Below are 12061 nucleotides of genomic sequence, written 5' to 3' on the forward strand. Positions count from 1 at the left end.
TAGGAGGTGAATTTTGTAACAGCAGAATCATTGTCATCCCACTGATTACAAGACTCACTCCTTACATGACATCAAAACGGGATATGCACTATTTTCTATCGTATGCAAAGAGCTCGATTAAAGCTCCTTCTCTTTTAATAAATTAACAATTTCTCGGTTAAAGGCAGGTAAATCATCCGGTGTACGGCTTGTAACAAGCTGTTTTTGACAAACAAATACTTCTTCATCATGGAAATTTACCCCTGCATATTCCATATCGACTTTAATCGATTTATAACCTGTCGCATCTCGTCCCTCTAATGACTTCGCCGTAATTAACAGCTGTGGTCCATGGCAAATTGCAAAGACAGGTTTCTTTTCATCCATAAAATGTTTTGCAAATGCTACAACGCGATCATCATCACGCAGTAAATCCGGTGAAAAACCACCCGGGATAAATAACGCATCAAAGTCCTGCGGGTTTGCCTCTGCTACCCCTTTATCAATCTGAACTGTTGCTTCACCATTTTTCCCTGTAATCGATTTATTGCCTTCTTTATCGATCGTTACAATTGTATGACCTGCAGCTTCAAGTGCTTCTTTCGGACTTGTGAACTCCACATCTTCAAACTTATCTGTAATTAATGTTGCAATTTTAGCCAATGTAAAACACTCCTTCGTCTTATTAGGTTACTTTATTTTGTTTCCCCGAATTCTTGAAAATGAAACATGTTATAGTGCATTTATTAGAACAAGTGTAGGTATTTTTAGAACGTTTTAGCCGGATGCTTGAACAGTTTAAGTATTCATTTGAATGGTTAAATTTATAACTGGGTTTAAGAGGTAAAAAACCGTTTTTGTATTGTTTAGATTTGATCTTGAATCGTTATATTAGAACAATTGGATGAGATTTTAGAAGAGTGACAGTCGTTATGAGAACATTCGACATGGGTATTTGAAAACTTAAACTACATATTAGAACATCGGGCACTTTTATTAGAAGAACAGCATTTTATTAGAACTCTTTCAGTTATATTAGATCTTCTAAGCAGGATATTAGAAAATCCGCATGCTGCCATTAAAAACGTGCCCACAAAAAAACACCGGAAGCAATGTTTCCATTACTCCCGGTGCCGTTATAAAATTTATTCAGCTAAACCCATTTCTGTACGTACTACATCTGCAATGCGTGCAACATAATTTTCACAAGCCTCTTCAGAAGCTGCTTCTACCATAACACGCACTAAAGGCTCTGTACCTGAAGGGCGTACTAATACACGACCATTGCCGGCCATTTCCGCTTCTACTTCAGCGATGACAGCTGCCACCTTTTCATTTTGAGTTACTGCATGTTTATCTGTTACACGTACGTTTACTAATTTTTGCGGGTAAATTGTCATTTCCCCTGCAAGTTCAGAAAGCTTTTTGCCTGTTGCTTTCATAATATTCACTAACTGAATACCTGTAAGCAGACCGTCGCCTGTTGTATTGTAATCTAAAAACACGATGTGACCTGATTGCTCGCCACCTAAGTTATAATCATTTGCACGCATTTCTTCCACAACATAGCGGTCACCAACCGCTGTCTTTACACTTGTCATTTCGTTTTCTTCAAGCGCTTTGTAGAAGCCCATATTACTCATAACCGTCGAAACTATCGTGCCTTTGTTTAAACGACCTTTCGCTTGTAAATATTTCCCGATGATGAACATAATTTGGTCACCGTCAACAATCGTACCGTTTTCATCTACAGCGATTAAACGGTCTCCATCTCCATCAAATGCTAAACCAACATCCGCCCCGCGCTCCGTGACAAATGCCGCTAACTTTTCAGGATGTGTTGAACCGACACCTTCATTAATGTTCAGTCCATCCGGTGAAGCACCCATCGTTGAAATGTCTGCCTCTAAATCTGCGAATAAATGTGTTGCTAGAGAAGAAGTCGCACCATGCGCACAGTCTAACGCCACATGTAATCCTTCAAAATCTTCTTCTACTGTTTGTTTTAAGTATGAAATATATTTTTGTCCACCTTCAAAGTAGTCTGTTACTGCACCAATAGCAGCACCTACTGGACGTGGTAATGTATCTTCTTCTGCATCAAGAATACGTTCAATCTCTTCTTCTTGTGCATCTGTTAATTTAAAGCCGTCTGGACCGAAAAATTTAATGCCGTTATCTGCAACAGGATTGTGAGATGCCGAGATCATAACACCCGCTTCAGCATTCATGACACGTGTAAGATACGCAACACCCGGTGTACTAATTACACCTAAACGCATAACTTCTGCTCCAATTGAAAGAAGACCTGCAACAAGTGCACCTTCCAACATTTCCCCAGATATACGTGTATCGCGTCCAATTAACACTTTCGGGCGATCTTTAGCATCCTTCGTCAGCACATAGCCGCCAATACGGCCTAGTTTAAATGCCAACTCTGGTGTTAGTTCACTATTAGCGACACCTCGAACGCCATCTGTTCCGAAATATTTACCCATTTACTTTTTCTCTCCTTCAACGCTTGAAATACCATACGTTTTTAAATTTACCACATAAAGTGGATTGCTTGTTTTATTGATAGCTAGTTTCCATCTGTATCTTCAACATTTGTATCTGCATCTTTATCTGTTTCACTTTTATTATCCTGTTCACGAACTGGCTCTCCACTCACACTAGCACGTACCGTTAGTTTATCTTGAGATAACTTGGTAGCACCTGTTGGAAGCTCAATCTTTAAATCGTACGGACCGGATTTTTTTATTTTTGAAAGGTCGACATTAACAACCACTTCTTTTAATGTATCCACTACAGATTTAGAACCATATACCGTTATGTTAGATTTTTCTGGGGATAAACTGTCAATTTTAAGCCCCTCTACTGGTTCCCCAATTTCGTTGATCTTAATCGGGACTTCTCTACTATATTCATTAATTTCTACTTTTACATTGACCTTATCCGGATTAATGCTGACATCGAGCTTATTCAGATCACGGTCGAGTACCTTTACAGCCGCTTCCTGCTCAAATGACTTATTTACATCTTTCTCGCCTGAAACCGTCGCCTTTACATAACTTATGTTATCAATGACACTCTTCGCTCCTGTTACCGCTACTTTTGACGGTTCTGCTGTCATCTCGTTCAGTACAAAGTTCTCCGCTAAAAGGCGGCTATTCATTTCCGGCTCTACACGAAACTGTTCAGTAACCTTTTCCTCTATTGTTACATTAATTATTCTTGGCTCAATTGATACATCAAGTTTTTCGGAAAAGTTTTCTTGATGTATTGTAACGCTATGTTCACCAATTAACAATGAGTTTAAATCGACAAAGAGTTTGAAATCCTTTTCCAGCTTTGTTTTCATTACAATTTGTTTCGGTCCTGAAATTTTCACATCGACCGTTTCAGGGAGCCCTGTCACAAATAAATTATCAGAATCATAGTAAACTTCCAATGGCACATTTGTGATGACATCTGTTTCATTGGATGAGCTCGATTCCGTTTCACGTTTTTCTTCTGTTTGAATATACAGGAAAAGTGCAACCGCTAAAAACAAAGCGGTTAAACGGAGCATCCATGAGCTATCAAATACCTTATCCATTCTTTTTCCCTCCCCAAGTCCACTTAGATGCTAAGTTAGAATCTTGCTCAGGACCAAACCACAGTTTACGCAGTAATTCTTCAAATTCTTTAATAGTGAGATTACGGTGTAAATTGCCGTTAGCTGTTATACTAATCGCACCTGTTTCTTCGGATACAACAATTGTAATTGCATCTGTTACTTCACTTAACCCAAGTGCAGCTCGGTGACGTGTACCAAGTTCTTTGGAAATAAATGCACTTTCCGATAATGGTAAATAACATGCCGAAGCGGCAATTTGGTTTTTCTGTATAATTACGGCCCCGTCATGAAGCGGTGTATTTGGGATGAAAATATTAATCATTAATTCAGAAGAAATTGCAGCATCCATCTTAATGCCTGTTTCTACATATTCATTTAAGCCTGTATCTTTTTCGATTGATATAAGTGCTCCAATTCGGCGCTTTGCCATATAACTTACGGATTTTTTCATCGCTTCGACTAAGCGTGTCTGTTCATCTTCCTGCTGGTTATTAGTGCGTTGGAAAATCTTCCCTCGCCCGATCTGCTCAAGGGCCCGGCGAATTTCCGGCTGGAATATTATAATAATGGCTAAGAAACCCCAATCAATTACTTCTTGCAGTAACCAATCAAGGGTGTCTAAACCGAAAACGTAGGTAGCAAATTTCGCTAACACAACAATTAATAACCCTTTTAATAATTGAACGGCTTTCGTTCCTTTAATGAGGGTCAATGCTTTATAAACTACGTACCATACAAGCAGTACGTCCAGTACTTTAAAAATCATATCTACAGCAGCAATGTCTGTAAATTGTTCAATTATTTGCATGTGGCATCCCCCACCTTTACTTGCTAATCCATATTGTTTTTAGTATAGCACAATTCTGTCAGGGATTAACTTTCCTAACAGAAAAAAGTCTACCCGAACGAGTAGACTTTTCTTTCTATACTAGAACGGCTTTTTTTTGAGAAAAGTTCCGATTTATTAAGAAAATATTATTTCTTATTATAATTGTCTTAGTGACAATTGTCCGATGTTACTTATCAAAGACAGCGATTGCTTTATTGAAGCCGTCTTTAATTTTGTACCAAAGCCATTCGAACATTTCATCGATTTCCTCTACTTGCCCTGTAACGACTGCCGTAGATGCCATGTAGTTGCCATTGATAACTGTAATATTGCCGTCCACTTCCCCTTCGACAATAATATCGCCATTTTTCACAACGATGTCACCTTTTACAACTTGACCGTCAGGCACTGTTACCGTTTGCCCCTCAACAACTAAATTAGGCTGTTTTGTCACAGAGAATTGATCATCATTAGGGAAGCTGCCTAACAATGTGGCACTCATACATAAAAAGAATACTGCTGCAGCTACAAGTACAGGATGCTGACGGAACCAACGTTTGATGCCGGCAGAACTTTTGCGTTTCGGTAAACGACTTATCACTTGATCCTCAAAGCGCGGAGGGGCAGTAATATGTGCTGCACTCTTGATAAACGCAACCGTGTCACTTAATTCATGCATATGTTGTTGGCAATCAGGGCATGTTTGTAAATGCTGCTTCAATAATTGTTCATGCTCACGACTAATATCACCATCTAAATATTCGTGCATATAATCCACGAATTCTGATGCACACGTTTTCATGCGTATCTTCCTCCTACAAATTGTTTAACTGCTTTCTTAATGCTTCACGGCCACGGTGAATCCGCGTTTTAACTGTTCCTAAAGGCATATCCAAAATTTCGCTAATTTCCTGAAGGGACAGTTCTTCTATATATTTTAAAACAATGACCGATCGATACTTGTCTGGGAGGCGGCTAATTTCATATTGTATGCGGTCCTGAAGCTCCATCTGCTCAACGGCCTCTTCCGGCAACTGCTCATCTGCAGCAATTTGAGAATACATATCCAGCCCTTCTGTCCCGGCTACCTCCGCATCTAAATAATAATCGGGCTTCTTTTTACGAATTCGGTCAATGCAAAGATTTGTTCCGATTCGGTAAAGCCATGTTGAAAATTTTCGATTTTGATCATACGAATGTAAATTAATATAGGCCCGTATGAATGCCTCCTGCGCGATATCTTCTGCTTCCTGTTTATTGCCAAGCATTCGATAGCACACTTGATACAGCTTGTGCTGGTAGAGGTTAACGATGTCGGCATATGCGTTTTGGTCACCTTTAAGCACTTGCTTTATTCTTTTATTAACTAACGCATCCATTTGTCTTTCCTCTCCACCTTTTCAGCTGTTCTATATATACGGATTGCTTATTAAAAGGTTTCACTTTCTATAAAAATATTTTCCCACCCATAAATATGTGCCCTTATTATAACAAACTTCATAACGACCAATCGAATTTTTTCGTAATTATCATACTAAAGTTTCGCCAAATAAAGAGCCAATTAATGCAACCGCTACATCTGCTGTTTTATTTCTCTCATCTAATATAGGGTTCACTTCTACAAACTCTGCTGATGTCATTAATCCGGATTCCTGTATCATTTCCATCGCTAAATGACTTTCTCTGTAAGTGATCCCACCTGCTACCGGTGTCCCCACTCCAGGAGTATATAAAGGATCTAATGCATCTAAATCAAGTGATAAATGAAGGCCGTCTATTTGCAATTGCTTAAAGTATTTTAGTGTTTCTTCCATTACATACGTCATTCCAAGCCGATCAATTTCGTGCATTGTGTATATTTTAATGCCTCGTGTCTTAATAAGTTCCCGTTCACCCTCATCGATAGAACGCCCCCCAATTATAACAATGTTTTCGGCTTTAATTTTTGGTTCTGCATGTAAAATTGACGTTAGCCTTTGATGTCCTAGCCCAATACTTGTTGCTAGCGGCATTCCATGAATATTTCCCGATGGTGTCGTTTCCGGTGTATTTAAATCTGCATGAGCATCAAACCAGATCACGCCCTGATTCTTATATTTCATCGATAGGCCAGCCAATGTACCAATTGCAATACTATGGTCGCCTCCTAAAACAAGCGGTATGTAATCCTTTTTTACGACGTTAAATACTTTTTCGGCAAGCGCTGTATTGACCTTAATTACTTCTTCCAGATTAAGCAGCTTTTCATCTTTCTGTGCAGCTGCATCCCCTTCAATTACTTGAATATTCCCTTCATCCTCAACTTCATATCCAAGATTAGTCAAACGTTGCTGCAACCCCGCATACCTAATTGCACTCGGTCCCATATCCACCCCACGGCGCTGTTGCCCATAATCACATGGTACCCCTACGATTGAAATTTTCTTATTCATCATTTCTGCATCCCCTAACATGTCATGTAGTTTTTCTATTCTATTCTATTCTCTGCTCATCCTCCTATAGAAGTTTCGAGCAACTAAACGATTTTCCCTTTTTATACGCAAAAAATCCTTTACTTATAAATAAGTAAAGGATTTTTATTTGATATTTAAGTACACTTCTAAGTTTATAAAATAAAAGTGAGCCATGAAGGACTCGAACCTTCGACCCTCTGATTAAAAGTCAGATGCTCTACCAACTGAGCTAATGGCTCATAAAAAATAAAAAAAATGGCTGGGGTACCTGGATTCGAACCAGGGCATGACGGAATCAAAATCCGTTGCCTTACCGCTTGGCTATACCCCAAACATTTTATAGATGGTGGAGGGGGACGGATTCGAACCGCCGAACCCTAAGGAGCGGATTTACAGTCCGCCGCGTTTAGCCACTTCGCTACCCCTCCGACAAATGATGCAACACTGTTAAAGTTGAATGGTGGAGGATGACGGGCTCGAACCGCCGACCCCCTGCTTGTAAGGCAGGTGCTCTCCCAGCTGAGCTAATCCTCCATACATAACAAGTGTTACTGTTTTATTTTTTTATGAAGCCTTAAATGGTGACCCGTACGGGATTCGAACCCGTGTTACCGCCGTGAAAGGGCGGTGTCTTAACCACTTGACCAACGGGCCGTTATAAGTTGTTCTCTTGAAGACAAGATTTATAATATCATCATTTTTTATATAGTGCAAGCCTTTTTTAAAAACTTTTTCGAAAAAGTTTTATTGCTTATTTTATAATAGTAAAAAGGCAAAAAAAATGGCTCCGAAGGCAGGACTCGAACCTGCGACCTGCCGGTTAACAGCCGGATGCTCTACCAACTGAGCTACTTCGGAACGCTACTATTATACAATGATGTACAAGCCATCTTTCGTACATTTATTATTATAGCAACGTTTAAAATTTATACAAGTAGTTTTTTGAAATAATTTGAACATTTTATTTTTTAGGCTTTTCTTCTATTATAAATACCTCATTATAATGAATTATTGTTTTCTAATACCGCTTTATAAACTCGACAATTTCATTGATTAAGCCATTTGCGAGTGGTAAATCGGGATTGGAATAGCTCGCAATATTTTGTTCTCGATCTCCTTCTATTTCTTTTAACACATGATTCATCTTACTGAAATAATGTATTATCGCTTGATCATTTGCTGCATATAAGTTTTCTGCATCTGTTACGGTTACTTGAATATCTTTTCTTCCTTGAAGAATGATAACCGGAACATTAACATTGCTTATTTCTTGTTGTGGATCGTATTTAAGCCATGAAATCATATATGGTTGAACAGATGGCCTAAATAGTGATTGGAGCTGTTCAGATACTGTCTCTACCTTTTTACCAGCTTTTAATTGCTGCAATGCTTTTTCGGATTCCATTAATAAATTCGGAGGTAAGCTTCCTGACAATTGTTCCATTAAAACTTCATCAGCCGGTCTGCCAATCCCTGCAATCGAAATAAGTGATGCTATATCATTTTGTTGAGCGGCAACCGTCATTATTAAAGCACCTTCGCTATGACCTAGTAAATGAATTTCATTAAAGCGGTCATCGTTTTTAGCATAGTCTACAATTGCCAGAACATCTTCAACATACAGATCAAATGTTAAATCATCTTCCTTTTTAATAAGTGCCGTATTATCACCAATTCCACGCTTATCGAAACGAATAGAAGCAATCCCTTTCTCCGCTAAGCTCTCTGCAATCATTTTTAAGCTATTATTCGCACCAGCCCCTATTGTGTTACCGTCTTTATTTGTAGGACCTGACCCTGCATGGATTATGACTAGCTCTCCCGTAGGTTTATCAGGCATCTGTAACGCTGCTTTAAGCTCTCCGCCGGCAACAGGAATCAATAGCTCTTTATACGTAACAGGCGTTTCTGTATATGGCTTTAACGTAATAGGATAGGACTGTCCGTTTTGCGTAAACGTTCCTTCTATAGTTTCGTTTTTCAGAGTTCCTGCAATCTTTATTAAAGATCCAGCTATGTTAATAGTGATAACCGCATCCGAGCCATTATATTCAATTGATTCAAATGCGAATTCAGTGATTCCTTGAACTGGTACAGAAATATTCCCACTTGCCTCCTCCAAATTTAAAATTATTTCAAGAGGTGACTGAGGAATTTCAATCATCCCCTGCCACTTTCCTATTAATGCTTCATCCACCTGCACAACCTCCTGCTTCGTCTGTTCTTCCACTGTTGAGTTATCACCCGTACTTTCACTATTACAAGCTGACAACAGTAATACAATAGCTAAACTATAAGCAATGTTTCGCATGTCTTTTTCCTCCCCATTCTATCTTAATTTCCTTTACGGTCAGAATAGGAAAAAGTTTCAAAATAAAAAAGCCATCAATGAAGATGACTTTTATTTTTATATTAAATTACGGGCAACAAATTCCTGAAGTTTATCATAATCACTTACCCTTTGATTACATAGTTGTGAGTCGTTGCAAATGTAATTACTATAAGATGTATAATTGTCACCGTTCCCCTTTACCGTAGCTGTAAACAGATGAACTACACTATGCTGGTTACAAATCGAACAGACACCTTTAATTGGGTTATGAGCATCTACAACTCCACGCAATGCCGTATATTCGCCTTCCTTTTCCAGTACAATGTATTGGCGGTTTGTTCCTTTATCCAACCATGATAGATAGCTGATTGCTTGCCAATCAATTGTCTCAAGTTTAGGTAGCTTCAGCTTTTTATCTTTTTTAAACAATTTTTGTAGACCTTGCTCTGAAATTGACTTAAATGGAATGGTATATGATTTTAAGCTTTGAAAAAATAGCTCTGCACCTATAGTATCTTCAATCGTTTCCACTTCTTTAATAATGTCTTCATCTACATGTGTCAATCTTTCTCTTAGCTCTGTAATTGCCAGTTCACGTACAGCCGCAACTATTTTCTGATCATTCGACGTTAGCTTTGCCTTCAATATTTTATTTAATTGTTGCTCGATTAAACGTAAGTCTACCACTGTTAAAAATGGTGCAGTCATGTTATTTCCTCCAATATTTTGCCTTGTAAGAACCTTTACATTTATTAATCGTATTTCTTTCTGCTTTATTGGTCAACTACTTCACCAATTCTCGTATTAGGCAAGCGAAACTTAAATAAAAGAAAAACCAAAGAAGGGGGTCTGTTTTTAGGACGCCTACTTTGGTTTAACTTATTATAAACTTCTATTGTATTTTATAGTACCCATACACTTAATTTTCAACATAAAAAAGCCACTACTGACTAAATCAGCAGCGACTTTTTGAGCGAAGCGACGTCCTACTCTCACAGGGGGAAGCCCCCAACTACCATCGGCGCTAAAGAGCTTAACTTCCGTGTTCGGTATGGGAACGGGTGTGACCTCTTTGCCATCATCACTTCACTATAATGGCTTTTAATAAGCCTATGTAAAAGAATTTTCATTCTTTCAAAACTGGATAAACGTTTCATTGAATTGAGCAATAAAATGTGGTTAAGTCCTCGACCGATTAGTATTCGTCAGCTGCATGCGTCACCGCACTTCCACCTCGAACCTATCTACCTGATCGTCTTTCAGGGGTCTTACTTACTTGCGTAATGGGAAATCTCATCTTGAGGGGGGCTTCATGCTTAGATGCTTTCAGCACTTATCCCGTCCATACATAGCTACCCAGCGATGCCTTTGGCAAGACAACTGGTACACCAGCGGTATGTCCATCCCGGTCCTCTCGTACTAAGGACAGCTCCTCTCAAATTTCCTACGCCCACGACGGATAGGGACCGAACTGTCTCACGACGTTCTGAACCCAGCTCGCGTACCGCTTTAATGGGCGAACAGCCCAACCCTTGGGACCGACTACAGCCCCAGGATGCGATGAGCCGACATCGAGGTGCCAAACCTCCCCGTCGATGTGGACTCTTGGGGGAGATAAGCCTGTTATCCCCGGGGTAGCTTTTATCCGTTGAGCGATGGCCCTTCCATGCGGAACCACCGGATCACTAAGCCCGTCTTTCGACCCTGCTCGACTTGTAGGTCTCGCAGTCAAGCTCCCTTATGCCTTTACACTCTACGAATGATTTCCAACCATTCTGAGGGAACCTTTGGGCGCCTCCGTTACTCTTTAGGAGGCGACCGCCCCAGTCAAACTGTCCGCCTGACACTGTCTCCTACCCCGCTAAGGGGCATGGGTTAGAAGTTCAATACAACCAGGGTAGTATCCCACCGACGCCTCCTTCGAAGCTGGCGCTCCGAGATCTCTGGCTCCTACCTATCCTGTACAAGTTGTACCAAAATTCAATATCAGGCTACAGTAAAGCTCCACGGGGTCTTTCCGTCCTGTCGCGGGTAACCTGCATCTTCACAGGTACTATAATTTCACCGAGTCTCTCGTTGAGACAGTGCCCAGATCGTTACGCCTTTCGTGCGGGTCGGAACTTACCCGACAAGGAATTTCGCTACCTTAGGACCGTTATAGTTACGGCCGCCGTTTACTGGGGCTTCAATTCACAGCTTCGCTTGCGCTAACCGCTCCTCTTAACCTTCCAGCACCGGGCAGGCGTCAGCCCCTATACGTCACCTTACGGTTTTGCAGAGACCTGTGTTTTTGCTAAACAGTCGCCTGGGCCTATTCACTGCGGCTTCTCTAGGCTATGCACCCAAAGAAGCACCCCTTCTCCCGAAGTTACGGGGTCATTTTGCCGAGTTCCTTAACGAGAGTTCTCTCGCACACCTTAGGATTCTCTCCTCGACTACCTGTGTCGGTTTGCGGTACGGGCACCTCTCACCTCGATAGAGGCTTTTCTTGGCAGTGTGAAATCAGGAACTTCGCTCATACGAGCTCGTCATCACAGCTCAACGTTAAAGTATGCGGATTTGCCTACATACACGCCTTACTGCTTGAACACGCGCAACCAACGGCGTGCTTACCCTATCCTACTGCGTCCCCCCATTTCTCAAACGGTGAGGAGGTGGTACAGGAATATCAACCTGTTGTCCATCGCCTACGCCTATCGGCCTCGGCTTAGGTCCCGACTAACCCTGAGCGGACGAGCCTTCCTCAGGAAACCTTAGTCATACGGTGCATGGGATTCTCACCCATGTTTCGCTACTCATACCGGCATTCTCACTTCTAACCGCTCCACCAGTCCTTCCGGTCTGACTTC

At 40.7% G+C, this 12061-nt stretch carries 9 protein-coding genes, 6 tRNA genes and 2 rRNA genes (1 of these 17 cut by a window edge); all 17 read right to left on the bottom strand.

The features are described from left to right. Window positions 1–117: 117 nt before the first annotated feature. Window positions 118–642, bottom strand: coding sequence for a type 1 glutamine amidotransferase domain-containing protein (locus tag MHB58_RS19320; protein ID WP_008405967.1), 525 nt, complete (start codon window positions 640–642; stop codon window positions 118–120). A 482-nt stretch (window positions 643–1124) separates the two neighbouring features. Then, the gene (gene glmM, locus MHB58_RS19325; RefSeq protein ID WP_008405968.1) at window positions 1125–2477 is read right to left on the bottom strand and encodes a phosphoglucosamine mutase; all 1353 of its coding nucleotides are present in this window, start codon (window positions 2475–2477) and stop codon (window positions 1125–1127) included. Between the two features lie 83 nt (window positions 2478–2560). Further along, window positions 2561–3577, bottom strand: coding sequence for a CdaR family protein (locus MHB58_RS19330; RefSeq protein WP_008405969.1), 1017 nt, complete (start codon window positions 3575–3577; stop codon window positions 2561–2563). Next, on the bottom strand, window positions 3570–4406 hold the full coding sequence (gene cdaA, locus MHB58_RS19335) for a diadenylate cyclase CdaA (RefSeq protein WP_008405970.1): 837 nt from the start codon (window positions 4404–4406) through the stop codon (window positions 3570–3572). Before cdaA ends, MHB58_RS19330 begins: the two co-directional genes overlap by 8 nt. 208 nt (window positions 4407–4614) lie before the next feature. Next, window positions 4615–5229 carry a zf-HC2 domain-containing protein gene (locus MHB58_RS19340; RefSeq protein WP_014822431.1) on the bottom strand — a complete coding sequence of 205 codons (615 nt, stop codon included), beginning with the start codon at window positions 5227–5229 and terminating at the stop codon, window positions 4615–4617. A 13-nt stretch (window positions 5230–5242) separates the two neighbouring features. After that, entirely contained in the window at window positions 5243–5806 is a 564-nt protein-coding gene (sigW, locus tag MHB58_RS19345; protein WP_008405972.1) for an RNA polymerase sigma factor SigW, read from the bottom strand. 150 nt (window positions 5807–5956) lie between these two features. Then, window positions 5957–6859, bottom strand: coding sequence for an arginase (gene rocF / locus MHB58_RS19350; protein WP_173364523.1), 903 nt, complete (start codon window positions 6857–6859; stop codon window positions 5957–5959). 187 nt (window positions 6860–7046) lie between these two features. Next, window positions 7047–7119, bottom strand: a tRNA-Lys gene (locus tag MHB58_RS19355). Window positions 7120–7136: 17 nt separating this feature from the next. Continuing rightward, window positions 7137–7211: transfer RNA gene (locus tag MHB58_RS19360), tRNA-Gln, on the bottom strand. 13 nt (window positions 7212–7224) lie between these two features. Beyond that, a tRNA-Tyr gene (locus MHB58_RS19365) sits at window positions 7225–7308 on the bottom strand. Between the two features lie 30 nt (window positions 7309–7338). Then, window positions 7339–7414, bottom strand: a tRNA-Val gene (locus tag MHB58_RS19370). Between the two features lie 45 nt (window positions 7415–7459). After that, window positions 7460–7534, bottom strand: a tRNA-Glu gene (locus tag MHB58_RS19375). 128 nt (window positions 7535–7662) lie between these two features. After that, window positions 7663–7738 (bottom strand) — tRNA-Asn (locus MHB58_RS19380). Window positions 7739–7898: 160 nt separating this feature from the next. Continuing rightward, entirely contained in the window at window positions 7899–9191 is a 1293-nt protein-coding gene (locus MHB58_RS19385) for an alpha/beta hydrolase (protein ID WP_014822430.1), read from the bottom strand. A gap of 96 nt (window positions 9192–9287) precedes the next feature. Then, on the bottom strand, window positions 9288–9920 hold the full coding sequence (locus MHB58_RS19390) for a FusB/FusC family EF-G-binding protein (protein ID WP_014822429.1): 633 nt from the start codon (window positions 9918–9920) through the stop codon (window positions 9288–9290). 265 nt (window positions 9921–10185) lie between these two features. Next, window positions 10186–10301 (bottom strand): 5S ribosomal RNA (rrf, locus tag MHB58_RS19395). A gap of 86 nt (window positions 10302–10387) precedes the next feature. Further along, a 23S ribosomal RNA gene (locus MHB58_RS19400) occupies window positions 10388–12061 on the bottom strand; it runs 1255 nt beyond the window's last position.

The sequence above is a fragment of the Solibacillus sp. FSL K6-1554 genome (assembly GCF_038005185.1).
GTDB lineage: Bacteria > Bacillota > Bacilli > Bacillales_A > Planococcaceae > Solibacillus > Solibacillus silvestris.

What these genes read in the sequence shown, in the direction of transcription:
- MHB58_RS19330 (WP_008405969.1), bottom strand. Translation starts at nt 3,577, where the DNA reads ATGGATAAGGTATTTGATAGCTCATGGATGCTCCGTTTAACCGCTTTG.
- glmM (WP_008405968.1), bottom strand. Translation starts at nt 2,477, where the DNA reads ATGGGTAAATATTTCGGAACAGATGGCGTTCGAGGTGTCGCTAATAGT.
- cdaA (WP_008405970.1), bottom strand. Translation starts at nt 4,406, where the DNA reads ATGCAAATAATTGAACAATTTACAGACATTGCTGCTGTAGATATGATT.
- rocF (WP_173364523.1), bottom strand. Translation starts at nt 6,859, where the DNA reads ATGAATAAGAAAATTTCAATCGTAGGGGTACCATGTGATTATGGGCAA.
- MHB58_RS19340 (WP_014822431.1), bottom strand. Translation starts at nt 5,229, where the DNA reads ATGAAAACGTGTGCATCAGAATTCGTGGATTATATGCACGAATATTTA.
- sigW (WP_008405972.1), bottom strand. Translation starts at nt 5,806, where the DNA reads ATGGATGCGTTAGTTAATAAAAGAATAAAGCAAGTGCTTAAAGGTGAC.
- MHB58_RS19385 (WP_014822430.1), bottom strand. Translation starts at nt 9,191, where the DNA reads ATGCGAAACATTGCTTATAGTTTAGCTATTGTATTACTGTTGTCAGCT.
- MHB58_RS19390 (WP_014822429.1), bottom strand. Translation starts at nt 9,920, where the DNA reads ATGACTGCACCATTTTTAACAGTGGTAGACTTACGTTTAATCGAGCAA.